Source organism: Rhizobium sp. SRDI943 (assembly GCF_057653695.1).
The window spans coordinates 911,287-937,360 of record NZ_CM172787.1; the positions used below are offsets into that span (position 1 = coordinate 911,287).

The 26,074-nt window shown below is 61.9% G+C and carries 29 protein-coding genes; 20 read left to right on the forward strand and 9 right to left on the reverse strand.

The window, feature by feature from the left end:
• The first annotated feature begins 228 nt into the window (after positions 1 to 228).
• Positions 229 to 849, forward strand: coding sequence for a glutathione S-transferase family protein (locus tag AC245Y_RS04640; RefSeq protein ID WP_003557618.1), 621 nt, complete (start codon positions 229 to 231; stop codon positions 847 to 849).
• Here AC245Y_RS04640 and AC245Y_RS04645 read toward each other — a convergent pair.
• A complete protein-coding gene (locus tag AC245Y_RS04645; RefSeq protein ID WP_017993355.1) occupies positions 834 to 1,199 on the reverse strand; it encodes an MmcQ/YjbR family DNA-binding protein in 366 nt (121 codons plus the stop codon). The genes AC245Y_RS04640 and AC245Y_RS04645 overlap by 16 nt on opposite strands.
• Positions 1,200 to 1,237: 38 nt before the next feature.
• Entirely contained in the window at positions 1,238 to 1,438 is a 201-nt protein-coding gene (locus AC245Y_RS04650) for a hypothetical protein (protein ID WP_012756563.1), read from the reverse strand.
• A gap of 175 nt (positions 1,439 to 1,613) precedes the next feature.
• On the opposite strand from AC245Y_RS04650, the gene AC245Y_RS04655 reads away from it, so the two are divergent.
• A complete protein-coding gene (locus tag AC245Y_RS04655) occupies positions 1,614 to 2,510 on the forward strand; it encodes a LysR substrate-binding domain-containing protein (protein ID WP_012756564.1) in 897 nt (298 codons plus the stop codon).
• A gap of 3 nt (positions 2,511 to 2,513) precedes the next feature.
• Here AC245Y_RS04655 and AC245Y_RS04660 read toward each other — a convergent pair whose 3' ends face one another.
• Entirely contained in the window at positions 2,514 to 3,179 is a 666-nt protein-coding gene (locus tag AC245Y_RS04660; protein ID WP_017993356.1) for a glutathione S-transferase family protein, read from the reverse strand.
• 98 nt (positions 3,180 to 3,277) lie between these two features.
• Positions 3,278 to 4,645 carry a TIGR03808 family TAT-translocated repetitive protein gene (locus AC245Y_RS04665; protein ID WP_017993357.1) on the reverse strand — a complete coding sequence of 456 codons (1,368 nt, stop codon included), beginning with the start codon at positions 4,643 to 4,645 and terminating at the stop codon, positions 3,278 to 3,280.
• 253 nt (positions 4,646 to 4,898) lie between these two features.
• Here AC245Y_RS04665 and AC245Y_RS04670 point away from each other — a divergent pair, with 253 nt between their 5' ends.
• Positions 4,899 to 7,196, forward strand: a complete 2,298-nt coding sequence (locus AC245Y_RS04670) for a sensor domain-containing protein (protein WP_026157285.1) — start codon at positions 4,899 to 4,901, stop codon at positions 7,194 to 7,196.
• Between the two features lie 3 nt (positions 7,197 to 7,199).
• Here AC245Y_RS04670 and AC245Y_RS04675 read toward each other — a convergent pair whose 3' ends face one another.
• Positions 7,200 to 8,171 (reverse strand): glycerophosphodiester phosphodiesterase family protein, encoded by a 972-nt coding sequence (locus tag AC245Y_RS04675; protein ID WP_017993359.1) that lies wholly within the window; start codon positions 8,169 to 8,171, stop codon positions 7,200 to 7,202.
• A 104-nt stretch (positions 8,172 to 8,275) separates the two neighbouring features.
• Between AC245Y_RS04675 and AC245Y_RS04680 the strand changes: the two genes are divergently transcribed.
• The 13 genes from AC245Y_RS04680 (at position 8,276) to AC245Y_RS04740 (ending at position 19,484) form a co-directional block, all read left to right on the forward strand.
• Complete coding sequence (locus AC245Y_RS04680; RefSeq protein ID WP_017993360.1) at positions 8,276 to 9,106, forward strand: alpha/beta fold hydrolase; 831 nt, start codon at positions 8,276 to 8,278, stop codon at positions 9,104 to 9,106.
• Positions 9,107 to 9,321: 215 nt separating this feature from the next.
• Entirely contained in the window at positions 9,322 to 10,680 is a 1,359-nt protein-coding gene (locus AC245Y_RS04685; RefSeq protein WP_017993361.1) for a tetratricopeptide repeat protein, read from the forward strand.
• A 197-nt stretch (positions 10,681 to 10,877) separates the two neighbouring features.
• Entirely contained in the window at positions 10,878 to 11,888 is a 1,011-nt protein-coding gene (locus AC245Y_RS04690; protein WP_017993362.1) for a ligase-associated DNA damage response exonuclease, read from the forward strand.
• Between the two features lie 262 nt (positions 11,889 to 12,150).
• A complete protein-coding gene (locus AC245Y_RS04695; protein WP_017993363.1) occupies positions 12,151 to 13,776 on the forward strand; it encodes a cisplatin damage response ATP-dependent DNA ligase in 1,626 nt (541 codons plus the stop codon).
• Between the two features lie 112 nt (positions 13,777 to 13,888).
• Entirely contained in the window at positions 13,889 to 14,809 is a 921-nt protein-coding gene (locus tag AC245Y_RS04700) for an alpha/beta hydrolase family protein (protein ID WP_017993364.1), read from the forward strand.
• Positions 14,810 to 14,855: 46 nt separating this feature from the next.
• Positions 14,856 to 15,092, forward strand: coding sequence for a hypothetical protein (locus AC245Y_RS04705; RefSeq protein WP_026157286.1), 237 nt, complete (start codon positions 14,856 to 14,858; stop codon positions 15,090 to 15,092).
• A 55-nt stretch (positions 15,093 to 15,147) separates the two neighbouring features.
• Positions 15,148 to 15,846: a nucleotidyl transferase AbiEii/AbiGii toxin family protein gene (locus AC245Y_RS04710; protein ID WP_012756576.1), complete on the forward strand. Its 699-nt coding sequence runs from the start codon at positions 15,148 to 15,150 to the stop codon at positions 15,844 to 15,846.
• 100 nt (positions 15,847 to 15,946) lie between these two features.
• On the forward strand, positions 15,947 to 16,753 hold the full coding sequence (locus AC245Y_RS04715; protein ID WP_003557646.1) for a L,D-transpeptidase: 807 nt from the start codon (positions 15,947 to 15,949) through the stop codon (positions 16,751 to 16,753).
• A 177-nt stretch (positions 16,754 to 16,930) separates the two neighbouring features.
• Entirely contained in the window at positions 16,931 to 17,665 is a 735-nt protein-coding gene (locus tag AC245Y_RS04720; protein ID WP_003557650.1) for a L,D-transpeptidase, read from the forward strand.
• A 326-nt stretch (positions 17,666 to 17,991) separates the two neighbouring features.
• A complete protein-coding gene (locus AC245Y_RS04725; protein ID WP_003546468.1) occupies positions 17,992 to 18,201 on the forward strand; it encodes a cold-shock protein in 210 nt (69 codons plus the stop codon).
• Between the two features lie 252 nt (positions 18,202 to 18,453).
• Positions 18,454 to 18,738 (forward strand): hypothetical protein, encoded by a 285-nt coding sequence (locus AC245Y_RS04730; RefSeq protein WP_012756578.1) that lies wholly within the window; start codon positions 18,454 to 18,456, stop codon positions 18,736 to 18,738.
• 56 nt (positions 18,739 to 18,794) lie between these two features.
• Entirely contained in the window at positions 18,795 to 19,034 is a 240-nt protein-coding gene (gene rpsU, locus AC245Y_RS04735) for a 30S ribosomal protein S21 (protein WP_003546477.1), read from the forward strand.
• 225 nt (positions 19,035 to 19,259) lie between these two features.
• Positions 19,260 to 19,484 (forward strand): hypothetical protein, encoded by a 225-nt coding sequence (locus tag AC245Y_RS04740; RefSeq protein WP_003546479.1) that lies wholly within the window; start codon positions 19,260 to 19,262, stop codon positions 19,482 to 19,484.
• A 59-nt stretch (positions 19,485 to 19,543) separates the two neighbouring features.
• Here the strand turns inward: AC245Y_RS04740 and AC245Y_RS04745 are convergent, their stop codons facing one another.
• Positions 19,544 to 20,029: a MarR family winged helix-turn-helix transcriptional regulator gene (locus AC245Y_RS04745; protein ID WP_017993366.1), complete on the reverse strand. Its 486-nt coding sequence runs from the start codon at positions 20,027 to 20,029 to the stop codon at positions 19,544 to 19,546.
• A gap of 125 nt (positions 20,030 to 20,154) precedes the next feature.
• On the opposite strand from AC245Y_RS04745, the gene AC245Y_RS04750 reads away from it, so the two are divergent.
• Entirely contained in the window at positions 20,155 to 20,577 is a 423-nt protein-coding gene (locus AC245Y_RS04750) for an organic hydroperoxide resistance protein (protein ID WP_003546481.1), read from the forward strand.
• A 344-nt stretch (positions 20,578 to 20,921) separates the two neighbouring features.
• Here AC245Y_RS04750 and AC245Y_RS04755 read toward each other — a convergent pair whose 3' ends face one another.
• The gene (locus tag AC245Y_RS04755) at positions 20,922 to 21,368 is read right to left on the reverse strand and encodes a MarR family winged helix-turn-helix transcriptional regulator (protein WP_012756580.1); all 447 of its coding nucleotides are present in this window, start codon (positions 21,366 to 21,368) and stop codon (positions 20,922 to 20,924) included.
• A gap of 88 nt (positions 21,369 to 21,456) precedes the next feature.
• Here AC245Y_RS04755 and AC245Y_RS04760 point away from each other — a divergent pair, with 88 nt between their 5' ends.
• From AC245Y_RS04760 to AC245Y_RS04770, 3 genes are all read left to right on the forward strand, one after another.
• Positions 21,457 to 22,185: a DUF899 domain-containing protein gene (locus AC245Y_RS04760; protein ID WP_012756581.1), complete on the forward strand. Its 729-nt coding sequence runs from the start codon at positions 21,457 to 21,459 to the stop codon at positions 22,183 to 22,185.
• Positions 22,186 to 22,219: 34 nt separating this feature from the next.
• Complete coding sequence (locus tag AC245Y_RS04765; RefSeq protein ID WP_017993367.1) at positions 22,220 to 22,684, forward strand: DUF1579 domain-containing protein; 465 nt, start codon at positions 22,220 to 22,222, stop codon at positions 22,682 to 22,684.
• Positions 22,685 to 22,763: 79 nt separating this feature from the next.
• Positions 22,764 to 23,543: a VOC family protein gene (locus AC245Y_RS04770; RefSeq protein WP_020486939.1), complete on the forward strand. Its 780-nt coding sequence runs from the start codon at positions 22,764 to 22,766 to the stop codon at positions 23,541 to 23,543.
• 56 nt (positions 23,544 to 23,599) lie between these two features.
• Here the strand turns inward: AC245Y_RS04770 and AC245Y_RS04775 are convergent, their stop codons facing one another.
• Together AC245Y_RS04775 and AC245Y_RS04780 are read right to left on the reverse strand one after the other, a co-directional pair.
• On the reverse strand, positions 23,600 to 24,217 hold the full coding sequence (locus tag AC245Y_RS04775) for an outer membrane protein (protein WP_012756584.1): 618 nt from the start codon (positions 24,215 to 24,217) through the stop codon (positions 23,600 to 23,602).
• A 166-nt stretch (positions 24,218 to 24,383) separates the two neighbouring features.
• Complete coding sequence (locus AC245Y_RS04780) at positions 24,384 to 25,910, reverse strand: ABC-F family ATP-binding cassette domain-containing protein (RefSeq protein WP_017993369.1); 1,527 nt, start codon at positions 25,908 to 25,910, stop codon at positions 24,384 to 24,386.
• Positions 25,911 to 26,074 lie beyond the last annotated feature (164 nt).

Here is a 26,074-nt window from a genome sequence, read left to right on the forward strand (position 1 = left end):
GCAAACGCAGCGTCGAGGTCGGGGAAAGCCGGTGCGGCATGTCCCTTCTCCCCGCAAGCGGGGAGAAGGAGGCGGCAGCCGGATGAGGGGCGCGGCGCGGCACACCGATCATGCTCTCACACTCGCACGCACCCACCCTTGTCCCGATGGAGAAGCAAAACCCAATCTCACCAGTTCCGACCCGCGCACCCCTACGCTATAACCCTTGCCGAAAGGGAGTCGAGAACCATGCTGACACTATACTACGCTCCGGGAACCTGCGCGCTCGCAAGCCTTATTGCCCTGGAAGAATCCGGCCTGGCCTTCGAAGTCAAGAAGATCAGCCTCCGCGATGGCGAGCAGCGCTCGCCGGATTATCTGAAGATCAACCCGAAGGGCCGGGTGCCGGCACTGGTCACCGATTATGGCGTGCTGACGGAAACGCCGGCGATCTTGGCCTATATCGCCCAGAGCGCGCCGGCCGCCAAGCTGGCGCCGCTTGACGATCCTTTCGAGTTTGCCAGGCTGCAGTCCTTCAACAGCTATATCTGCTCGACCGTGCATGTGAACCATGCGCATCGCCCGCGCGGCTCGCGCTGGGCGGACGAGCCGGCGGCCATCGAGGCGATGAAGGCCAAGGTGCCGCAGAATATGGCCGATTGTTTCACGTTGATCGAGCAGACGATGTTCGAAGGCCCATGGGTGATGGGCGAAGCCTATTCGCTCGCCGATCCCTATCTCTTCGTCATGACCGACTGGCTGCCGTCGGACGGCGTCGATCCCGCCCGCTTCGAAAAGGCGAGCGACCACCACGCCCGCATGCTGCAGCGCCCCGCCGTCCAGCGGGCGCTGGCCTACGATCGGGCCTGATCGTTAAAACCGTCGGCAAGCTTCTTCGGCGCCCGGAACAGCCAGGCGCCGATCAGCCGCAACCGCAATTCCTCGTCGCTGATCACGGCGGCGCGCACCGGCAGATGCGGCCAGCCGACATAATGATCGGTTTGAAAATAGACGTCAGGCGCCATCTCCAGCAGGTGATCCTTGTCGTCGAGCGAAATCGAGATCACGATCGTCTCGGCATTCTTCACCGCAACGAAACTCTTGCCGTCGACCTTCAGCGCCGGATTGCCGTAGGAGGTGCTCTCCTCGACATCAGGCAGCCCGGCTTCCGCCGCCAGCCGCTTCAGGCGTTCGAAGATTGCATCGACATTGCCGGCCATGGTTCCGCCCTTTCTGCCAGGGCGAACCTACCATATCTTCAGGCGCATTTCGCCAGCGGCGGCTTGGCCTCTTTGGGAAAGCCGGCCGGCATCCCGAGCGGCAGATCGGCGATTTCGCGCATCGACATGCGCTCGACCTCAGGATGCCGCAACGGATCGTCCTTCCAGGCAGGAGAATCTGCAATTTCCGCACTGCCCAGATGAAGGACGGGCCTCAAGAAAAACTTCAGCAACGACATGGCATGCCTCGCTTTCTTCCGTGGCGTGGATGTGATCACCCCAGCGGCTCACGCCTCCGAGTAATCCTAACTGGCCGACGCTCTGCGTTGGAATGGATTGCCTATGCTTGCAATGTCGGCCCCAGCAGGCAGATTTTCAATTGAGAATAACGCTGAGCCGGTATAGAAAAACTATATGAAGAACTTGAATATGGTCCATCTCAACGGCCTGCGCGCGCTGGAGGCCGTCGGTCGTCTCGGCTCGCTCCAGGCCGCCGCCGACGAACTCGGCGTCTCGGTTGGCGCCGTCAGCCAGCAGGTCATCAAGGCCGAAGCCCAGCTTGGTCAGGTGATCTTCGAGCGCACCGCCAGGGGCATGATCGCCACCGAAGCCGGCCGGCCGGTGCTCCTGGCGCTCGACGAGGGTTTTGCTCGTCTTTCGGCAGCGGTGTCGATCGCGAGCCGCAAGGACGATACGATCCTGACGATCTCGGTGGCGCCGGTTTTCGCCGCCCGCTGGCTCGTCTACCGGCTGGATCGATTCGCCGAGCGCCATCCCGACATCAAGCTGCGGCTGGATGCGACGACCAATCTCGTCAATCCGGCGCTTTGTGATGTCGATATCGGCATCCGCGTCGGCAACGGCAAATGGCCGGATGTGAAGGCTGAACTGCTGCTGGCACAGGAGGTCTTTCCCGTCTGTTCCCCTGATATGGCCGCGACATTGAAAGAGCCCGCCGATATCCTCCAACTGCCTGCCATCATCGATGGCCATGCCATGTTCACCTGGGAGGTCTGGATGCGCGAGGTCGGACTATCAGGTGCCACGCTTTCGACTCGCCACGTCTTCAACGATGCCTCGCTCTGCCTCGATGCGGCGATTGCAGGCCAGGGCGTTATGCTCGCCTGGCAGACCCTTGCCGCCTTTGCGCTCGCCGAAGGCCGGCTCGCCGCCCCTTTCGGCATTCGCGCGCCGACCGGTTTCGGCCATTACTTCGTCACCGCTGAAGGCACGCGCGAGCCGAAGAAGGTGAAGGATTTCAAGGCCTGGATCCGTGAGGAAATGGCCGGCACGCTCGCCCTTTTCCCGTAGTCCTCAAACTTCGATCGGCTCCTCGCCGCGGGTCGCCTGCATCGCCTTGTAGGCCGGGCGGGTCTGGCAGCGCTCGATCCAGGCTTTGATATTCGGATGCGCATCGAACAGCGCCTCCTCGGTCTGGGCGTAGCGCAACACCTCGGCAAGGTTGAGATCGGCGACGGTAAAGCGGTCTCCGACGATCCATTGCCGGTCGGCGAGGTGGCCTTCGAGAACCGCCAGTGGCCTGCGTAGCGAGCGGCAGGCAACCGCGATCGTCTGTTGGCCGCCTTCGCTGTTTTCGAGCTCGTTATCATAGGTGAGTACGATCTTCACCGTATGTGGCTCGACCTCCGCAGCCGCCCAGACCGTCCACATCGTCAGCAATCCGTCTTCCTCGACGGTTTGGCCGGAAAGCGGTCCGCCATGTCTACGCGCGAGGTAAAGATTGATCGCCAGCGACTCGTGCATCACGAGGTCGCCATCCCGAATGCTGGGGATCTGCGCCATCGGGTTGACGGCAATGAATTCCAGCGAATGCGTGTTGAGCGGCGCATCCTCAGATAGCGGATCTGCCAGCCGCCTTGCCTGCAGCACCGGCACCGAGCGGAATTCGACCCCAAGCTCCTCCGCCATCCAATAGACGCGCGAGGCGCGCGACCGATAGACTCCGTAGATTGTCAGCATGTCCATATCCCCTCGATGTGTCCGGGAGACCGTAAATGCCGGATCGGCGTGGGAAAAGTCCTTGTGGCTGATGGGATGATGAAAGCTTTTGATGGCCTTCAGGAGATACGGTTCCGCTCGACGGTCAGCTGCGCATAGGGCGAGCCGCCGCCCGCCATCTCGCCGGAGACTTTCTTCTCCCATTGGAAGCCTAACACCGCGCCTTCGGTGATCTCCTGGAAGATGTTGTCGGTGATGACGGCGGTCCCGGCGCCATCGGCGACCGAGACGGCGCAACCGACCGGGGCCCTGCGCACCACATTGCCTGTCACAACGACGTTGCGCAGATACGGACCCCAGCCGATCTGCAGCCCCCAGCGCGGCGCGCCCTCGATCACATTGCCTGAAATCAGCGTGTCGGCCTCGGCCGCAATGCCGATGCCGAAGCCGACCTCGTGTTGGTATGGGCCGCGCAGCGTCAGGTTGCGCACGACATTGCCGGTGACGCTTGCCAGCCGGCCGCCCTCGTCGAAATTGGCGATCGAAATGCCGTTTGCCGCCCCGTCGATCATGTTGGCGGAGACGACGGCGCCCTCGAAGGCGAATTCGACATAGATCGCCGTCTCGCCGGATCGCCGGCACTGGTTGCTGCTGATCTGGATGTCCGAGGCCGAATTGGCGCGGATCGCCGTAAACGCGCAATCGGAGATCTGGTTATTCACAACCATCACCCCGTCGGCACGGAAGATGTTGATGCCGTTGCCGTTTTGCCCGGTGCCGCCGTCATTGGCGCGGATGTTGAAGATGCGGTTGCCGGAGACGATAGTGCCGTCCTCCGCCTTTTTCCAGCGGTGCACCAGGATGCCGCCATTGCCGCAATCCGAGACCGTGTTGCCGGTGACCGACAGGGCGCTGGAATCCACTGCGTAAAGCCCGGATTGGGCAGCCCCCGAGATCCGGCTGCGCTCGATCCGCCCGCCGCAGCGCTCCAGTTGCAGGCCGTGTTTGCGGCTGCCGCCGATCTCGCAATTGTCGATCAGCACCTCGTCGACGCCGGTGAATTGCAGAAGCCCGCCGGCATAATCGCCAAGCCGGCGGTTGCCGCCGTCGATGACGAGATTGGAAAGCTCGATGCGCCGCACGTTCTCGGCCGAAAAGAGATGGCCGTCGCCGGTATAGACGATCCGCGAGGCGCCGGGCACGCCAGTGATACGCGTATTGTCCGGCAAAGTGAGGTTGGAGACCCGGTAGGTGCCGGGCGGCAGGAACACCGGCACGTTCTCGCGCGCCGCCCGTTCGATCATCTGCTCAAGGTTGCCGGTCTTGCGGTCGCCGCTTTCGGGAATGGCGCGATATTCCACCGCGTCGATCGCCCCGCGCAGATCGGGCTGACCGGCTGCCGTCCGCGGCGAGGCGAGGGCGCGCGATGCCCCTCCCGCAACGGCCGAGGCAGCGAGGAATAAAAGCATGTCGCGGCGTGAAGGCATCCGGGGATCACTTGTCATAGCGCGCCCGTAGCAGGAAACGTGCCAGGCGCGCATGTATTCTTTTGGCACAAGCTTGGCAAAGGCCGGCGAAATTGCAGTTGTGACCGAGCGCGACGGCAGGATATCGCCGCTTATATTGTCGTCTTGTTCACCCTTTCATTTAAGCAAGCCGAAGGAAATGAGGACTACTTTTAAGGGAATTTCTATTATGCGGGTGTGGAATACGGCCTTCGGCCGCAGGGGGAATGGCGTCATGCGCGAATTGGGTGCCAGGCGATGGGAATCAACCGATGCCCAGACGGCCGAAACGCGACGCATCATCGCCGCGACGGAGGCAATGATGGCATCGACCGCCCACCACCTCTCCGAAGGTATCGAGAACCTGCGCCTCAAGGAAATCGTCCACGAACTTCCCGACTTTCTCTATGTCAAGGATCGTGACAGCCGCTTCGTCTTCGCCAATACAGTCACCGCCAGCAGCCTTGGCCTGGAGAGTGCTGCGCTGATGACCGGCAAGCGCGACTTCGACCTGTTCGATTTCGAGACGGCGCGCCACCATTTCGATATCGAGCAGCAGATCATGGCGACGGGCGAAGCCCGCATCGACATGGAGGAATCCTACGTTCTTCCCGGCAGCAGAAGACCGATATGCCGGCTGACTTCGAAGATACCGCTGCGCAATGATCGTGGCGAAATCGTCGGTCTGATCGGTGTTTCCCGTGATATCACCGAACGCAAGCGCCAGGAGGATCTGCATCGCGGCCAGGCGAGCCTGCTCGAAATGATCGCCCGCAACGAGCCGCTGCCGATGATCCTCGAGGCGCTCGTGCTGATGATCGAGGCGCAGCTGGATGGGATTGACGGATCGGTGCTGCTGCTCGACAGCGAGGGCACCAGGCTCTATCACGGCGCGTCTCCCAATCTGCCTGGCGGCTACAGCCGGCTCATCGACGGCGTTACGATCGGTCCCAAGGTCGGCTCCTGCGGCACCGCCGCCTGGCGCGGTCAGACCGTGATCGTCGACGACGTGATGAGTGATCCGCTCTGGGAGGATTTTCGCGCCCTGATCGCCCCGTTCGGCTTCCGCTCCTGCTGGTCGACGCCGATCGCCACCTCACAGAACAACGTGCTCGGCACTTTCGCGCTCTATTCCAGGGAAGTCCGCCGTCCCACCGACCACGAGATGACGCTGGTGGCGCTCGCCACCCATATCGCCGGCATCGCCATCGAGCGCAAGCGTGTCGACGACCGCATTCATTTCATGGCCCATCATGACGATCTGACGGGCCTGCCGAACCGCGCCTTCCTCAAGGAACGGCTGGCGAGCATCCTCGACCAGGCCCGGCGCAACAACCGCAAGGTGACCGTCGCCTATATCGATCTCGACAATTTCAAGGACATCAATGACGGCCGCGGCCACGCTGCCGGCGACGAGGTGCTGAAGGAGATCGCCACCCGCATGGCCAATAGCGTCAGGGCGTCTGATATGGTGGTACGACTCGGCGGCGACGAATTCCTCGTCGTGCTCGTCCACCAGTCAAGCCATGATGCCGGCATCACGCGCCGCCTTCGCGAGCTGCAGAAGGCGATCAACCGGCCGATTCGCGGGGCGGACGGCGAAATCACCGTCACCTCGAGCATCGGCGTTGCCGCCTTCCCCTTCGATGGCGCAACCTCGGAAGAGCTCCTCGCCAATGCCGACCGCGCCATGTACCGCGCCAAGGAACTCGGCCGCAACACATTGCAACATCACGAAGGCGGCAGCACGCCGGTCGGAATGCCGCTCGGCGAGCACGAAGAATTGCATCAGGCGATCACCGGCGACCAGCTGTTCCTCCAATACCAGCCGCAGGTTGATGTCGCCACCGGCCGCATCACCGGCCTCGAGGCGCTGGTGCGCTGGAACCATCCGGCAAAGGGCAGGGTGCCGCCGGTCAATTTCATTCCGCTCGCCGAAGAGACCGGCCTGATCGTTCCCCTCGGTCTCTGGGTACTGAACGAGGCCTGCCGCCAGGCGCGCCAATGGCAGGACATGGGCCTGGCGCCGCTGACAATCGCCGTCAATGTCTCGGCCAAACAGTTCGCCGATCCGGACTTCGCAACCCATGTCGCCGAGGCGCTCGAGCGCCACCGCCTGCAGTCCCGCTGGCTGGAGCTTGAAGTCACCGAAAGCGTGGTGATGCAGAATGCCGAACGGGCGCTTGCCATGATGGAAACGCTGCGGGGGCTGGGCGTGCGCCTGTCGATCGACGATTTCGGCTCCGGCTATTCCAGCCTGGCGGCGCTGAAGACCTTCCCTTTCGACCGCCTGAAGATGGACCGCTCGCTGGTCGAGGCCCTGCCGGGCGACAAGACCGCAGTCGCCATCGCCTCGGCGGTCATTTCGCTGGCGCAGACGCTGAAGCTCTCGGTTCTCGCCGAAGGCGTCGAAACCGACGCCCAGATGGATTTCCTGCGCCAGGCCCACTGCGAGGAGGCGCAAGGCTTCCGCTTCTCCAAACCGGTCTCACCGGAGGAGATCCCGGCATTGCTGCGGGCGCGTAGTCTCTGACACTTATTTCATAAGTTTGCCAATCGCTTCGATCTCGTTCGTCCATATGCCCGCCGCATAGTTCGGCGGCAGCCGCGCCAGTTGCGCGGGGTCGTCGATGCCGGTGGAAAAATCATTGCCGCGATAGGGGCCGAGCACGAAGACGTCGGTCCCGGCATCCTGCATCCGGTTGAGAAAACGATCCGGCCAGCCCCAGAGCCACGGCGCGATATTGATCGGCACCAGCATCATCGCATGTTTGCATTCGTCCGGCAGCAGGCCGGTCCAGCCATAGCCGATATAGCCGGTGAGGCAGCTCTTCAGGCTCTTGCGCGAGGCAGTCTTGATATCGGGTGCCATCCGGCGCACGACGTCGATCGGCTCGTCGCCGCCATAGACGATGATCTCCGCCCGTCGTGCGGGGGAAAGCCCGTTGAGCACGGTGGCGAGCTTTTCGCCCTCGGAAGGATCGCGGCTCTTGACGTTGATGAGGAAGCGCCGATCCGGAAAGGTCGACAGCACCTCGGCAAGCGTCGGCATCATCCCGATGCCCCGGCCGCGAAAGGGAAAGGTCTTGCCGCCATCGGCGGTATAGCCATAGCCGATGTCGAGCCTCTTCATGTCAGCCATCGAATGCTCGCGGGTGACGCCATGCCCGTCGGTGCGGCAGTCGAGCGTCCAGTCGTGAAAAACCGCAAACTGCCCGTCCGTCGTCGGATGTATGTCGATCTCGACGATATCGGCGCCCGCCGCAAAGCCTGCCTGCATCGACGGAATGGTGTTTTCCAGATAATCGTGATTCGGCGGCAGCATGCGGCTCGCCGTACAGGTGTCGTTCTTGAGATCGGTTTCGTCGAACCGTTGGGCGATGCCGCGATGGGCGAGCAGCACCGGCTTTCCCGGCCGATGTTCGGCGAGCAGGCTGGTATTGTTGAGGTAGACGCCCGCCGCGGCGATCGCGATTGCCGCCGCACAAAAGAAAAACTTCCTGCCCAATGCCGATCCCCCTGGTTGCATCGCAAGGGCTAGAAAACGATTCTGGTTGTTCTTGGGCTGTTTTCCGGCTTTTCTATGCTGCGGCAACAATGAGTCTGATCACTATGGAAGTTGACGACGACGAACTCATCCATTTCGAAGCGCATGGCGCCGCGCCGTTGCCGCCGGCGGCAGTCGACGGTCATGTCGCGCATGACGGCGCCCGTATCTGGTATGCGAGCTATGGCGCCGGCCCGCCCGTCATTCTGCTGCATGGCGGCCTCGGCCACAGCGGCAACTGGGGCTATCAGGTCCCGGCACTGTTACGCCGTGGCCGCCGCGTCGTGCTTGTCGACAGCCGCGGCCATGGAAGAAGCACCCGAGATTCCCGTCCCTATAGCTATGAGTTGATGGCTGCCGATGTGCTTGCCGTCATGGACGAACTGCATCTCGACAAGGCGGCCATTATCGGCTGGAGCGACGGCGCCTGCATCGCTTTGATCCTCGCCATGACGGCGCCGTCGCGGGTCGAGGGCGTCTTCTTCTTCGCCTGCAACATGGATCCGAGCGGCACGCGGGAATTCGTCCCGACCCCGGTCATCGACCGATGCTTCGGCCGGCACGCCAAGGACTATGGCGCATTGTCCACCACGCCGGATGATTTCAACCCATTCGTCGAGGCGGTCAGCCTGATGATGCGAACGGAGCCGAATTATCAGGCTTCCGACTTGGGCCTGATCCGCGTGCCTGTCGCAATCGTGCTTGGCGAGCACGACGAATTCATCAAGCCCGACCATGCCGAATATCTTGCCCGCAGCATTCCGAACGCTGAGATGATCTATCTGACAGGCGTCAGCCATTTCGCGCCGCTGCAGCGACCGGGTGAGTTTAATGTCGCTGTGGTCAACTTCCTGGATGACATCGGCACACGAAAAAATGAAGACTTGCGGCGTTGAGCCGCGGCAGGGCAATTTCCTAAGAATTCGGTAACTTTTTCGGAACGGCAAACGTAGGGTCCTGTGGGAAGGATTCGTTTTGTCGTTCGCTCACGGAAACCTTCGAGCCGCCGCCCGCTCATGTGATTTCCTATGCATGGGTAGGTTGCGCGGCCGATGGCGTGTGCTCGATCCGCGGCTCCCCCGCATGTCTTGAGAAGGCCCAGGGAGCAGGAATGATCAGTATCGATATTGAAGAGCGAGTTTCGATCGCGCAAAAATCGCTGAGCGACGCTATGAGTTTTCAGGCCTCGGGCGATTTCGAAAGCGCCGAGAAAGCCTATGTCCGAGTCCTCCACAAGGACTATCGCACGATAGATATCCTACCGCTGCTGGCGAGTGTCGTCGCAAAGAGAGGTGATGCAGAAACCGCTCTCTACTACTGGAACAAGCTGCTCGGTCTCAATCCCGGCCATCTCGTCGCCCTGATGGAAAAAGGTGCGCTGCTGCGTCAGCTCGGCCGGTCGGCGGAAGCGGTCGGCTGCTATGAGATGGCACGTGGCCTGTCACCCGAAAATCCTCTCGTGCGGAACAACCTCGCTGTCGCATTGGCCGATTCCGGCCGGCAGCCGGAGGCGCTGGCCGAATTCCGTCATGTTCTGCGGTTGCAGCCGGACAATATCAATGCCTGGCATCAGATAAGACGGATCTCCTCGTTGATCGTGCCCTTCTGGCACATCGCCATGATGAACGACACTCGACGCAACGATGCTTTTGAAGCGGCAATCCGCCTTGCCATAGAGCTGCGCGGAGCGGATGCGCAGATCCTCGATATAGGCGCGGGCAGCGGTCTGCTGTCGATGATGGCGGCGCGCGCTGGCGCCACCAATATCGCGACCTGTGAGAGTGTGCCGGCCATAGCGCAGACGGCGGAGAGGATCATCGCCGCCAATGGTTATCGCGAACAGATCGACATCTTCGAAAAGTCCTCGACCGAACTTTCTGTCGGCAGAGAGATGAAAGCCCGCGCGGACATCCTGATTTCCGAGATTCTTTCGAGCGATCTCCTTGCCGAAGGCGTGCTGAAAACCTTCGAGGACGCCCACGCCCGCCTGGTCCGCGAGGACGCGATCGTCATTCCACGCGCCGCCTCCGCCATCGGCTGCCTGGTTGCCAGCGAAACGCTTTCCAACTATGCCCATGTCGGCGAGGTCTCCGGCTTCGACATGTCGCAGTTCAATGCGCTCGCCCCTTTGCGCCTACCCGTTCACGGCACGATGACCGAGTGGACCAGGCTTTCGGACGATTTCGAGATCGCTGCCGTGGATCTCACCGCCCGCAAACATTCTGCAGCGCTGCGTAAGATATCGGTGCCGGTGCAGGCAAACGGCTCCGCCGTCGGGGTCGTCCAGTGGATGAAGGTCGATCTGATCGAGGGTGTGGTTTTCGATAACCACCCCGACGGCTATCATGATGGAGGTTGGCTCCAGATTCTTCACACTTTCCCACAGCCGGTCGACGTCCATGCAGGTACCTCACTGGACATGCTGGTTGGCCACGACGGAACGAGCCTGCTGATGACGCCTATCGCCTGAGCAACGGCCTTCTGTCGCAGACACGGAAGGTCAGCATGGCCGTCTTGAGGAAAGGCGGCCATGCTCGTTACTGTCCGAGTGTTTTCGACCAACGTCACGACGAAGACGAGCTTGCGCAGTGGTCGATTGCAGTGCATTCGCCAGTCCCTTCTTCCCGCCCTCTGGCCTCGCGCCCATTTCCCGCTATCTCTCGTTTCATGAGACCTGATGCGCTGCTTTATCCCGCCCCGGAGGGGCTCTATTGCCCGGAAGGCGGCTTTTATGTCGATCCGGTGCGGCCCGTCGAGCAGGCGCTCGTCACTCATGGCCATTCGGATCATGCCCGCCCGGGCCATGTGAACGTGCTTGCCACCCGCCAGACGCTCGACATCATGCGCTTGCGTTACGGCGACGGTTACTGCGCCAGCGAACAGGCTGCCGCCTTCGGCGAGGAGCTGCTGGTCAACGGCGTCAAGGTGAGCTTTCATCCGGCCGGCCATGTGCTCGGCTCCGCCCAGATCGCCATCGAGAAGAACGGCACCCGGATCGTCGTTTCCGGCGACTACAAGCGCCGCCCCGACCCGACCTGCGCCGCCTATGTGCCGGTTCCCTGCGATGTCTTCATCACCGAGGCGACCTTCGGCCTGCCGGTCTTCCATCATCCCGATCCGATGGAGGAGATCGGCAAGCTCTTGGCATCGCTGCGGCAATTTCCCGAGCGCACCCATCTGGTCGGCGCCTATGCGCTCGGCAAGGCTCAGCGCGTCATCCGGCTGCTGCGCGATGCCGGCTATGCCGAACCGATCTATATCCATGGCGCCATGGAAAAACTCTGCGACTATTACATCGAGCAGGGCATCGATCTCGGCGAGCTGCTGCCGGCGACGATCGAAAGCCGCGACAAGTCCGCCTTCAAGGGGGCGGTCGTCATCGGCCCGTCATCGGCCTTCGCCGACCGCTGGGCCAGGCGCTTCAACGAGCCGCTGCCGGCCTTCGCCTCCGGCTGGATGATGGTGCGCCAGCGCGCCAAACAGCACGGCGTCGAACTGCCGCTCGTCATCTCCGATCATTGCGACTGGCCGGAACTGACCGAAACGATCCGGGAACTGCACCCGGCCGAGGTCTGGGTGACGCATGGCCGCGAGGAAGCCCTGGTGCGCTGGTGCCAATTGCAGGGCATCAAGGCGAAGCCGCTGCATCTGGTCGGTTATGAGGATGAGGGGGATTGAGCGTGGAGCTTGTCGCTGAAAACCCCTCCCCAACCACTCCCCACAAGGGGGAGGGGCTTTCGTGCCGCGCCCGCCGCATTTCTCACACCCTCATTCCTGTGCTTGTCACAGGAATCCAGCCACCGCGCGTCGGCGCGGTGAAAGACTCATGCGACGTAAAAGGATCTCCCGCGTCCAAGGACTTGGACGCGCTGGATTCCTGTGACAAGCACGGGAATGAGGGAGTACCCGTTGGGCCTCTTCACGCCAGTGGGAGGCGCCCATGAAAGCCTTCGCCGACCTCCTCGACCGCCTGGTGCTGACCCCCAGCCGCAACGGCAAGCTGAAGCTGCTGACCGACTATTTCCGCGACACGCCGGATCCGGACCGCGGCTACGGCCTTGCCGCCATCGCCGGCACGCTGGAGGTGCGCAACGTCAAGCCCGCCATGCTGCGCGAGCTGGTGCTGGAGCGCATGGACGAGGTGCTGTTTCGCTATTCCTACGACTATGTCGGCGATCTTGCCGAAACCATCTCGCTCGTCTGGGACAATGAGAGGGATATCGACCGCTCGGCCCTTGCTCAGCCGCGTCTCGGCGAGGTCGTCACCGGCATGAATGCGCTCGGCCGCACTGAAGTGCGCAGCTACGTTCGCGATCTTCTCGACCGGCTGGATTCGTCCGGCCGTTTCGCTTTCATCAAGCTTGCCACCGGCGCCATGCGCATCGGCGTTTCCGCCCGCCTTGCCAAGCAGGCGCTGGCCGATCTCGGCGATAAGGACGTCACCGAGATCGAAACCCTCTGGCATGGCCTGCAGCCGCCCTATGAGACGCTGTTCGAATGGCTGGCGGATGGCGGCGAAAAACCGGTGCTGGCCACACCGGCGATCTTTCACTCCGTCATGCTCGCCAATGCGGTGGAGGAGGGGGATCTGACCAGTCTCGATCCGGTGAACTACGCCGCCGAATGGAAGTGGGACGGTATCCGCGTCCAGCTCTCCCGCTCCGGCGACAGGCGCAAGATCTATTCCCGCTCCGGCGACGACATATCAGGCGCCTTTCCCGATATTCTCGACGCGATCAATTTTTCCGGCGTCGTCGACGGCGAGCTGCTGGTCGGCGGCACCGCGCGCTCCAACAGCCCGACCCGCACCTTCTCCGACCTGCAGCAGCGCCTGAACCGCAAGACGGTGACGGCAAAGATGCTTGGCGATTACCCCGCTTTCATCCGCACCTATGACCTGCTCTTCGATGGCGACGACGATGTCCGCGGCCGCACCTATGTCGATCGCCGCGATCGGCTGACCGAGATCATCGACCGCGCCCCTCATGACCGTTTCGATCTCTCGCCGCTCGTGCCGTTCTCGTCGTGGGAAGAGCTCGATACTCTGCGCGCCGCGCCGCCCGATCCGGTCATCGAAGGCGTGATGATCAAGCGCCGCGACAGTATCTACCAGGCCGGCCGCATGAAGGGCCCCTGGTTCAAGTGGAAGCGCAACCCCTACAACGTCGATGCGGTGCTGATGTATGCCCAGCGCGGCCACGGCAAGCGCTCCAGCTACTATTCCGATTTCACCTTCGGCGTCTGGGCCGATGACGAGGACGGCGAACAGCTGGTGCCCGTCGGCAAGGCCTATTTCGGCTTCACCGATGCCGAGCTCGAGGTGCTCGACAAATTCGTGCGCAACAATACCACCGAGCGTTTCGGCCCGGTGCGCGCCGTGCGCGCCGACAAGGATTTCGGCTTCGTCCTCGAAGTGGCCTTCGAAGGCATCAACCGCTCGACCCGGCACAAATCGGGGGTCGCCATGCGCTTCCCCCGCATCGCCCGCCTTCGCCCCGACAAGCCCTCCTACGAGGCCGACCGGCTGCGCACGCTGATCGCCATGATCGAGGCCAAGCCGGCATGAAGTTGCAAGCCCTGCGCAAAATGACGCAGGGCAATATTTTCAACAGCATGTGTATTGGCGGCAACGATCTTCCGGTGCAGATTCTGCATGCCGGGAAAATGATGGGTGCGTTATGAGCTCGCTTGAACAAAATTCTTTTTTCCATCAACGCCGTGCCGTACTGGCGGGTCTTGCCGGTGCACTTGTCCTGCCGCGCATGGCGGCAGCTTTCGATGTCCCGGACGAGCCGCGCCTTGCCAAGCACGACTACGCCAAGGTCCGCCACCATTTCCGCACCAAGCTGCTGCAGAAGGGCCCGGCGCCCGACAAATACGAACTGCTGAATGCGCCTGCCGATGCCGACAAGATCTTCTACCGCTCCGGTTACGGCGAACTGGAACTGGCGGCCTTTGTCTCGAAATACAAGCGCGAGCGCGCCGCCAAACCGGCCGTGCTCTTCCTGCACGGCGGCAATGCCATGGGCATCGGCCACTGGCAGCTGATGAAACCCTATATGGATGCCGGTTATGTCGTGATGATGCCGTCGTTGCGCGGCGAAAACGGCCAGATGGGCAATTTCTCCGGTTTTTACGACGAGGTCGATGACGTGCTCGCCGCCACCGAGCGCCTGGCGCATCTGCCAGGTGTCGATCCCGAACGGCTGTTCATCGCCGGCCACAGCATCGGCGGCACGCTGACCATGCTGACGGCGATGACCACTCACAAATTCCGCGCCGCCGCACCGATTTCGGGCAACCCCGATGCCTTCCGCTTCTTCAACCGCTATCCGCAGGATATTCGCTTCGACGACAGCAATAAGCATGAATTCGAGGTGCGTTCGGCCCTGTGTTACGCTCATAGCTTCAAATGTCCGATCCGCGTCGTCCACGGCACGGAGGAGCCGCATTTCAACGACCGCGCCGATCTGCTGGCCCGCCGCGCCCGCGCCGCCGGCGTCCATATCGAGACCGAAACCATCGCCGGCAATCACACCTCGGCGCTGCCGGCCGAGATCGAACAGAGCATCCGCTTCTTCCACGGGGTGGTGGCCTGAATTCCAGCCGCTTCAAATTGAGGGCTATTGGCCCTATATTGTGGGAATGACGACGAACGCAGAGAGCATGCCAGAAAGCATGATTGTGCCGAACGACTTCCCCGAGCTGAAATCGCTCGCCTGGAATCGCGATCCCGCGCGCGCCATGCCTGCCAGCGAGGCCTTCGCGCTTTATGAACGCAACTGGCGTTTCGTCGATACCGGCAGGCTGACCGAGCGGGAGGCGCAACTGATCCGCGAGCTGGCCGCCACCCATGGCAACGGCGTCCTGCTCGTTTCCTGATTTTCCGTTTCTTTATCCTTCGCGTTTAGGCTTGGGCGGAAATCGAGTGGCCACCATGGAATTCAGACGTCCGGAACATCGCACCATCGCCGCGGCTCTTCAGTTGATGGAGGCTGATTTTCTTCTGGCCAACAAGTGTTGGTTTGCCGGCGGAACCGCCATAGTCATGCATCTCGACGAATACCGACTGTCGCTCGATGTCGATTTTCTCTGTGCGGATGGCGAGGGATATCGCGTCTTGCGCATGGCGGCGGTCGAAAGCGGAGTAGGGGCGTTTTTCGCAAAGCCGGTAGCCGCGCTCCGGGATATCAGGACAGATCAGTATGGAATACGCACGGCTCTTACCCTTGAAGGGCAGCCGATTCGCTTTGAAATCGTGCGTGAGGCCCGGATTGCTCTTGAAGGCACCCTCGATCCACAGCTGAACATTCCCATGCTGTCGCTGCCGGATATGTTCGCTGAAAAACTGCTCGCCAATGCTGACCGCTGCCAGGACAGGGCTGTCGCCTACCGTGATGCTATCGATCTCGGCATGCTTCTCACCCGCTACGTGGAAATTCCCGCTGTCGCTGTTCTCAAGGCGACGGAAGCTTATGGGCAAGACATTGAGCGCAAGATCGGCTGGGTCCTCGCCAGACTTGAGGACGAGACTGAATTGAGACATGCCGCAAGCGTTCTGCAGATGGACGGTGACGTTGCCGCACAGGCGATCGCTGCGCTTCGCGGCGAAGCCCGGCGACTCTGGTCGTCTTAGCCCGCAGCTTTCCCACCCCAACGCCAGCCTCGCGCCAGCCGCAGATGCCATCGTCCCGGCAGATATCGCTGTCTTGCCGATCGTTGATAAGGGTGGTTCCATGAATTTTCTGCGCCGGGTCTTCCCACTTGCCGGGCTCGTGATTGCAGTTGCGTCGCTGAGCGGCTGCAACATCCTCATTCCCGATGTCGCCGCCGATTCGCCCGCCCGCTTCGTCCAGGAAACCTCGCCGGTCTTCTATCAGCCGCCCGGCGTCGATCCGCGCCGGGTGCGGCCGATCCCCGATCAGCCGGTGCCGCAGACGCGCGAACTCTACAAGACCCAGTTCCACCAGACCTATGGCCTGCCGGTTACCAATCCCGTGCACATGGCAATGTACGGTCAGCAGCGTGACGAGGATTTCACCCTGCCGGCGATCCCGGTCAGCCGCGTGCAGCCGCAGTTCTTGCGCCAGGAGGTCGATTATCAGACGGCTGAGCGTCCCGGCACCGTGGTCATCGATACCAAGGCGCATTTCCTTTATTTCGTCGAGGGCAACGGCAAGGCGATGCGCTACGGCGTCGGCCTCGGTCGCGACGGTTACGCCTGGTCGGGGCGCGGCGTCATCCAGTGGAAGCAGAAGTGGCCGCGCTGGACGCCGTCGGTCGAAATGGTCTCGCGCCAGCCTGAAGTTCGCCCGTTCGGGGCGGAGAATGGCGGCATGAATCCGGGGCTGATGAACCCGCTCGGCGCCCGCGCCATGTATATCTTCAAGGACGGGCAGGATACACTCTATCGCATCCACGGCACACCTGACTGGCAGTCGGTCGGCAAGGCAACCTCGTCGGGCTGCGTGCGCATGCTGAACCAGGACGTTATCGATCTTTACGACCGCGTTTCGGCCAAGGCCGAGATCGTTGTGATGTAGCGCTGCAACAGCGCTACCCATATCGTCCGCTCCGGGCTGGACACGTCTGCGTGAAGCTATGGTTTATTTGGCGCAAGCCGATAGATCTTTTGATGTTGTTATCGGCATTGGACGAATCACCGGTTTATCCGGACGTCTCGTCCGGCTTCCCGCATCAGAGGAAATCAGTCCCGCGTCATGAGCTTCGATAGACATCTTTCCCGCCGCAGCTTTCTTTCCTTTTCGGCGTTGACCGCAGCCTCCGCGCTCGCCGGCTGCGCCTCCTCAGCCAACACCGTGACATCAGGCGATACGACGATCACCTACCGTTCGCCCATGCGCCTGTTCCAGTCCCCGGGTGCGTCGAGCGTGCCGAGTGGGGCTGAGCTTGCCGTCATGTATGGTCCCATCGAAGACGGCGGCTTTCTCATTCCAGCCGTTCCCTACGAACAGATCGATCCGCGCTATTATCGCCAGCGCGTCGTCGATCCCACCGGTCAGCCTCCCGGCACCATCGTCGTCGATACGCCGTCGCGCTTCCTCTATCTCGTCCAGGGTGACGGCATGGCGATGCGCTACGGCGTCGGCATCGGCCGCGAGGGTTTCGCCTGGCAGGGTTCGGGCGTCATCCAGTGGCGTCAGAGATGGCCGCGCTGGAAGCCGCCGAACGAGATGGTTGCCCGCCAGCCCGAACTCGTCAAATACTCGATCGAGAACGGCGGCATGGAGCCGGGTCTGAAGAATCCGCTCGGCGCCCGCGCGCTTTATATCTTCTCGAATGGAGAGGACACGCTCTACCGCCTGCACGGCAATCCCGACTGGCGCTCGATCGGCAAGGCCGTCTCGTCGGGCTGCGTGCGGCTGATGAACCAGGATATCATCGATCTCTACGACCGCGTGCCGACAAAGGCGCCCATCGTCGTCTGGCAGTAATCGTCACCGAGGCGGCCGCAATCCGGCCGCCTCGGCTTGATCCTTTTCCCGGGCAAGCAGATGCTTTGCCCCAGGCAAGCGAGTGCTTTGCCCCGGGGAAAAAGGGTGCTTTCCGCGGGGGCAAGAGCTTCATTTTGCGCCCGCGAGAGAATTATTTTCCGAAATAGCATTGCTTAATTCGGTAAATATCCTACATGGTGCGTATCGAATTGCTTGCGACCTTTGTCCACGCGCTTGAGCGCTCCGTCAGATATCCTCTCAACATCGATACGGCTTGTCGGGGATTATTCCGCAGGCGAACACAAACGGTTGAAAAGGAGATCGTTATGAATTCAGGCGTCGTCAAGTGGTTCAATGGCACCAAGGGTTTTGGCTTCATTCAGCCCGATGATGGTTCTACGGACGTTTTTGTCCATATCTCAGCGGTTGAACGCGCCGGAATGCGCGAACTCGTTGAAGGTCAGAAGATCCGCTACGATCTCGTCCGCGACAAGAAGTCCGGCAAGAATTCGGCTGACAACCTTCAGGCCGCATGATTTGTCATTCGCCTCTGCTGGCCATGAATATGGCAGCAGGCTGGCCATGTGCTGGCAGCAAGCTGACCACGGATGTACTGGCAGCGAGCTACCGATACCGGCGGCGGGCTGAGTGACTGGAAGAGGTCGGGTACCAGCCCGGCCTTTTTGCTTTGATCGCAGGCTTTTCCGGAATGCCCGGTCGTTCCTGAATGACCCCCCGGTCGTTCTGATTGACCGAGTGAGCAGCCGAAGAGTCGAAGGGACGCTGAAATGGGCAGACCAAACTATAAAGTCGGCGACATGATCGTGCTGAAATCGGGCCTCACCCGCACGGCGAAAGCCGATAAGCGGTGCCGGATCTCCAGCATCCTGCCCAACGACCATGGGCATGTGCAATATCGCGTCCAGTTCGACGCAGAGAATTTCGAGCGCCGCATCACTGAGGCGGACATCGATACCGGTGAATCTCCGTCGAGGGCTTCCCCCGAGGCGGCAGCCAAGTCCGACGGCGCCGAGCCCTGGCTGAAGTTTTCGAGCATCAAAATCGGGAAATAGTCCCGCGTTTTTAATTTGGACAGTGCGGCGGCCGCCGCGACAGGAAGGATATCGTTTTGCAGGTACTCGTCAGAGATAACAATGTCGATCAGGCGCTCCGCGTGCTCAAGAAGAAGATGCAGCGGGAAGGCCTGTTCCGGGAAATGAAGGCGCGCAGCGCCTTTGAGAAGCCGTCCGAGAAGCGCGCCCGCGAAAAGGCCGAGGCCATTCGCCGCCAGCGCAAGCTCGCCCGCAAGAAGTTGCAGCGCGAAGGTCTGCTGCCGGCGCCGAAGAAGGTTCTCCGCCCCACCCGCTAATCCCGGCTGTGGCATCACGGCCAACAGTGGCATCACGGGCTCACCGCGGAATCACGGCCAACCGTGAATCATGGTTTCTGCCGTGGAGCCATGGCTTACAGCGCCGCGCGTCTTTTCCAGACGCGCAAAGGAGGCTGTGACACTTGAATTTCAGTATAATTCCTTGAACCGATTTCGATTTGAGGAACTATGCAGCAACGCCGCCATCACCTGGGAAAGGGGCACATGACCGCCACCAAGGGAGAATTCTTCAATCCCGCCAAGCTTTCGTCTCGCGACAAGGCCGAAGCGACCGACCACACGGCGCGCGCGATTATCGCCGCCGAGGCATCGGCCCGTGACAAGAAGACGGAGAAGCTGAAGGCGCTGCGTTTGCAGCAGGAGGCCGAGGCCGAACCTAAGGCGGCGCCTGCCAAGAAGCGCCGGTCGCCGGCTAAGCCGCGGCCCTGATCTCTCGGCGCGCCCCCGCCCGCTCTACCGGGTGTGCCGGCTCTATCGGATGAATGCGTTCAGCCGCCCGTGCCGGCCCGCCCGAGATTGCCCCGCAGCCGATGCAGCATGTCGCGCATCTCGGCCATTTCCTCAAGCGTGCAGCCTGCGGCTTGCCCGATCGCCGTCATGATCGTATCGATCTCCCCCTTCATTGCCTGACCTTGCGGGGTCAGCGACACGATCACCTGCCGTTCGTCGCGCAGGTCGCGGATGCGCTTGAGCAGCCCGCTCTGTTCCAGCCGTTTCAACAGCGGCGATAGCGTGCCGGAATCGAGATCCAGTTGCTCGCCGATCGTCTTCACCGGCAATTCGCCGCGTTCCCACAGCACCAGCATCACCAGATATTGCGGATAGGTCAGGCCGACCTTGTCGAGGATCGGCTTGTAGGCGCGGGTGAAAGCATGCGCTGTCGCGTAGACCGCGAAGCACAACTGCTTTTCCAGCCGCTTCTCCTCTTGCGGTATCTCCATCGTCTTCGTCGTTTGCGCTTTCATATCCATCATCCCTGAGGCGCTGATTGTCCTCTTTTCGAATCCGAAATGCAATTTGCAAAATTCACTTGCGTGCAATTTAATTGTGCGATAATAAAAATCCAACCCGATCGAAGGGCCAATCAAAGGAGATCGTCATGCCTATTCTCTATACGACCAAAGCCTCTGCCACCGGCGGCCGCGCAGGCCGCGCCGTTTCCGAAAACGGCGTTCTGGACGTGACGCTGACAGTTCCCAAGGAACTCGGTGGTGACGGCGCGACCGGCACCAATCCCGAACAGCTTTTCGCTGCCGGCTACTCCGCCTGCTTCCTCGGTGCATTGAAATTTGTCGCGGGCCAGCAGAAGGTCAAGATTCCCGAGGACACGACGGTCTCCGCCAAGGTCGGCATCGGCCCGCGTGAAGATGGCGGCGGCTTCGGCATCGAAGTGGCGCTGACGGTCAACATTCCGGGTCTCGACCGCGAAACCGCTGAAAAGCTCGCAGCCGCAGCCCACATCGTCTGCCCCTACAGCCACGCCATGCGCACCTCGACCGAGGTCCCGGTCACCGTCGCCTGATCGGAGCAATTCCCAGCAAAAGTGTGGGAGCAGCTTCCATCTTCGGCCGGACGCCGTCGCGCTTCAACTCCTGAGACGAACGCAGTAGAGCCCGGCCCAGGAGATCGGTGAGGCCAGCCCCTCATCCGGCTGCCGCCACCTTCTCCCCGTAAACGGGGCGAAGGGGATATGCCGCGACCTCTCCGTTCCTCGCCAACCTCTCGCGGGGCACGTCCCCTCTCCCCGTTTTTACGGGGAGAGGGCTAGGGTGAGGGGCAGCCATCGGCTTGCTCTATTCGGCCGCTAGCCGTCCGCTGTGACGAGGTCGGCGTTCAGCCCGGCGGCCCGGGCGTTTCTGCCATCATTCATGACAGCGCCTGCAGGTCCTGCCGCAGCCTTGCGGCGCCGCCATCCGGCAGCTTTCCGTCGATCATCGCATGCGTGCTTTCCCAGATCGGCAGCGCTCTCGCCAACACCGCCTTGCCTTCGACGGTGAGGCTCAGCAGCCGGCCGCGCCTGTCCCTCGGGTTCTCCATCACCTTCACCCAGCCCTTGCGCTGCAGCGGCTTCAGCGCCGCCGTCAGCGTCGTCTGGTCCATGGCGAGCAGGGCGGCGACCGGCCCCATTGGCGGTGGTTCCGGCCGGTTCAGCGACATCATCAGCGAAAACTGCCCATTGGTCAGCCCGGCCGGCCTCAGCGCATCGTCGAACAGCCGGGCAAGCGCGCGTGCCGCCCGCTGCACATGCAGGCAGAGGCAGGTGTCGCGCACCAATAGCGTCGTGGAAAAGGGAATCTCGATCGAATTTGACATGCCCCATTTCTATTGATATCAATGTATTTAGTCAAGGAGAAGGAGATGAGCCGGCTTCACCGGCAAGCGCCGGAGGAGGGCGCATTTCATGCAGAATGAAGTTGTGTCCCGCGAAGAGTGGCTCGAAGCCCGCCGTGCCCTGCTGGCCAAGGAGAAGGAGGCGACGCGGCTACGCGACAGCGTCAACGCCGCCCGTCTGGCGCTGCCCTGGGTGAAGGTCGACAAGGATTATGTCTTCGAAACGCCGGAGGGCAGGAGGTCGCTCGCCGATCTCTTCGACGGCCGCAGCCAGTTGCTGATCTACCATTTCATGCTCGGCCCGGATTGGGACGCCGGCTGCACCGGCTGCTCCTTCCTGTCCGATCATGTCGATGGCGCCCTGCCGCATCTGAACCATCACGACGTCACCTGGGTCGCCGTTTCACGCGCGCCGCTCGACAAGATCGCCGCCTATAAACAGCGCATGGGCTGGCAATTTCCCTGGGTCTCTTCCTTCGGCAGCGACTTCAATTTCGATTATCACGTATCTTTTAGCCCGGAGGATCTTGCCAAGGACGAGGTCTTTTACAATTTCACGCCTATGCAGCCAGCTGACGCCAATGACGAACTGCCGGGCCTCAGCGCTTTCTACCACAACGACAGGGGCGAGATCTTCCATACCTATTCGAGTTATGCCCGCGGGCCGGAAGAACTGATCGGCACCCTGATGATCCTCGACCGCGCGCCGAAAGGCCGCAACGAGGACAGCACGATGAATTTCGTGCGCCGCCACGACGAATATGATGAGGCCCCGAAAGCGCCATCCTGCTGTCACTGAAATAGGCCACCATCACTCAAGGGAGAAGAGGACGATGAAGACCGCTGAAGTGCTGAAGGAACATTCCTTCCTGGAAAGACTGATCGGCGACTGGACCGTCACCGCACCCGACATGACGGGAAGCGAGCCCTGGACGGAAACCGTCCGCTCACTGCACGGCATCTGGTTCGTCGCCGAAGGGACCGGCCGCATGCCTGATGGCAAAGAGGCCACCAGCATCCTGACGCTCGGCTACAACGCCGCAAAAGGCAAATACGTCGGCAGCTGGATCGGCAGCATGATGGATTATATGTGGGTCTATGAGGGCGAGCTCGACGCGTCAGGCAGTGTGCTGGACCTCTATACCACAGGTCCCGACTTCAACAGCGAGGGGCTTGCCGATTACCGCGAGCAGATCACCTTCACCGACGCCGATCACCGCACCTTCATCTCCAGCGCCAAGCAGCCTGACGGTTCCTGGAAGCAGTTCATGGAAGCACATTACGCCCGCAAGATCTGACAATCACGGCGCTCAACCTTGAAAAAGGGGTTTCGAAAAAGAGGCCTCGGGAAAAGGGCGTCGAACAAGGGAGAGTATGATGTCCGAGACGCATGGAAAGTTCATCTGGTGCGAGTTGATGACCCCCGACACATCGGCTGCCGCGAAATTCTATAGCTCGGTCGTCGGCTGGACCACCTCCGAAATGAAAATGGAGGGCATGCCCACCTATACGATCTTCGAGGCGAACGGCATCGGCGTCGCCGGCCTGATGGAATTTCCGGCCGAACTCGAGGGTAAGGGCATTCCACCGAACTGGACGGGTTATGTCGATGTCGACGACGTCGACCAGTCGGCCAAGGATTTCGCCGCCAATGGTGGTTCGGTCCGCCGTCCGCCGGAAGACATCCCGACCATCGGCCGCTTCGCCGTCGTCGCCGATCCACATGGCGCGGTGCTCTGCATCATGACGCCGGCGCCGATGGAGAAGCCCATGCCGGAACTGGCCTTCGACGCACCCGGCAATATCGGCTGGCGTGAACTCTATGCCGGCAATGGCGAACAGGCGCTGGCCTTCTATTCCAAGCTGTTCGGCTGGACGAAGGACAGCGAAATGGACATGGGCCCGATGGGCGTCTACTATCTTTTCGCCCATAACGGCAGGCAGACCGGCGGTATGATGACCAAGCCGGAAAACATGCCGATGACGTTCTGGTGCTATTATTTCATCGTGCCCACCCTCGACGCCGCGATCGAACGCGTCACCTCAGGCGGCGGCAAGGTCGTCCACGGCCCGATGGAAGTCCCCGGCGGCAGCTGGATCATCCAGGCCACCGACCCGCAAGGCGCCTTCTTCTGCCTGGTCGCACCGAAGCGGTAGGGTTTGACGCGGCAGCTGCGGCAGGCCCCTCATACGGCTGCCGCCCTGCCTTTCCGTCAGAACTTGTAGCTGGTCCCGAAGAGGACCTTATCCTGCGTAGCGCCGACATCGCCGATGGTCGAGCCGAAGTCCTTGTTGCCGAAATCGGAATGGCGATATTCGCCGCGCACCAGGATATTGTCTGTGACCGCGTGTTCGATGCCACCGCCGGCCGTCCAGCCGATCAGGATGCCGTCCTTCTTTCCGGCAGCGGAAATGTCGACCTTGCCGCCGCCGGCCGCCACGCCTGCCGTTGCAAAGAACAGGGTTCGATCCCAAGCATAACCGACCCGAGCTCGGCCCGAGGCATCCCATTCGAGGTTCGCATTGTCATTTTTCTCGAAGTTGTAGTTAAAGTCGTTCTCGATGCCGTAGACGATATTTCCGGATTGGAAATTATAGCCGGCATGCAGGCCTGACGTGCCGCTGTCGATATCCTGATCCGAGCCGAGGATCTTTGCCTGGCTCCAGGAATATCCGCCCTGGGCGCCGAGATAGAAGCCCGACCAGTCATAGGCTGAAGATACCTCTCCGGCGGACGGCGCCGGCGGCGTTTCATAGGTGAGATCGGCGGCAACGGCCGGAACGGCAACCGAAAGCGCCAGGACGGCGCAGGCGACTAATCTGATATGCATGGAGATGCCTCGTGTTCATGGGAAGAAAAGCCGAGAGGGCGATTGCGACACCGCCCGGCTCTCAAGAAACCATGCCCCGCGCCGACGTTGCGGAGTGTCTTTTAACATTGAGATTTGTTGCGAACCCTCGCGAAGGATGGGGCGGCGCGGCACGCCGCGCCACCCATCACACGCCTGATCCCACCGAAGCAAAGAACCCCTCCGGGCTTTCGACTTCCACCAGCCGCTTCTTCTCGATCAGCCAGAACCGGTTTCCCACCGCCCGCACGAAACTGCGGTCATGCGAGACCAGCAGGCAGCTCGCCTCGTGCGCCATCAACTCGCCCTCCAGCGCCTCCTGTCCCTCGATGTCGAGATGGTTGGTCGGCTCGTCGAGCAGGTAGAAATTCGGTTCCGCAAGCCGCAGCACCAGCATGCCGAGCCGTGCCTTCTGGCCGCCGGACAACTGGCCGATCGGTTTTGCCTGCATGTCGATCGTCATGCCGGCGCCAGCCAGCAAGCCCCGCGCCCGCTGGTCGCCGACATCGAAGCGGCGGATGATTGTGCCGATCGGCGTATCGGTGTCGGCAAGATCGGCAAGCGCCTGGTCGCCATAGCCGAGCACGAGCGAAGGCGTCGCCTTGACGCCGTCCCGCGCCGTATCCGGTCTTTCGATCGCCTGCTTCAGCATCGACACCAGCCGCGACTTGCCGGCGCCGTTGAGGCCGAGCAGCACGATGCGGTCACCCTGGCAGATGAATTGTCGGCCGGTTTTGAACAGCAGCGTTCCATCCGGCGTCGTCACAGCCGCATCCTCCAGCGTCACCAGCACCTTGGCATGCGTGCCGCGATTGGCAAGCCGGATGGCGCCGGCCGAGCGCTCCAGATGCGCCGGTTTTGCCGCATCCTCCAGCTTCTCCGCCCGCTGCTTGAGCTGTTTCGTCTTGACGACGAGCAGATCGCTGCCGGAGTTGATGCCGATATTGTTGAGCTTGGCCGCCTGCTTGCGCAGTTGCTCCGCCACTTTCATGTCGCGCTCGTAGCGCCGGGCTTCGGAAGCGTCGGCCTCGTCGAGGGCGGCGCGCGCCCTTGTATAGGGCAGGGCGAAGACCGGCGATTGCTCCGGCCGCAGGAACAGCGTCCGGTTGGTCGTCGCATCGAGGAAGGCGCGATCGTGGCTGGACAGGACAACCGGCACGTCGCGCGGCAGCGCATTCAGCCAGCTCTCCAGCTGCGCGATCTTTTCGAGGTCGAGATGGTTGGTCGGCTCGTCGAGCAGAAGCACGTCGGGTTCGCTCACCCAGGTGCGGGCAAGCATGGCAAGCCGCTGCCAGCCGCCGCTCAACTGCTTCAGCGGCCGGCCGCGCATGACCTCCGGCACATCTAGCGATTCCAGCACCACGTCGACCCGCCAGCTTTCGCTTTCGGCCTGATCGGCCGGCAGCGCCTGCAGCACCGCATCGTAGAACGGCGTGTCGAAAAGGGCAGGCGGCACATTCTGCGCGACATGGCCGACGGTCAGCCCCCGCGCTTTGGTGATCTCGCCCTCGCTTGGCTCCAGCGCGCCGGTGATGCAGGCAAGCAGCGTCGATTTCCCCCGCCCGTTGGCGGCGACGAGACCAATGCGGTCGCCGCCATTGACGACGAGATTGAGCTTGGAAAACAACGGACTGCCCAGCGTCACGCCGAGATTGCGGATATTGATGAGTGTCATGATCGTTCTCTGGTCTTGACCGGGTATCAAGCGCGCTCCGGGGCGTTCAGCCATCACGGGATTGCGCGGTTCGAGCCCGGGAAATGAGAGGAATGCGCGCTGTCATCTACGGCGTCGCATTGGCCACGAAGGGCAGACCAGGAAGAGATGTCGAGAAACGGTCT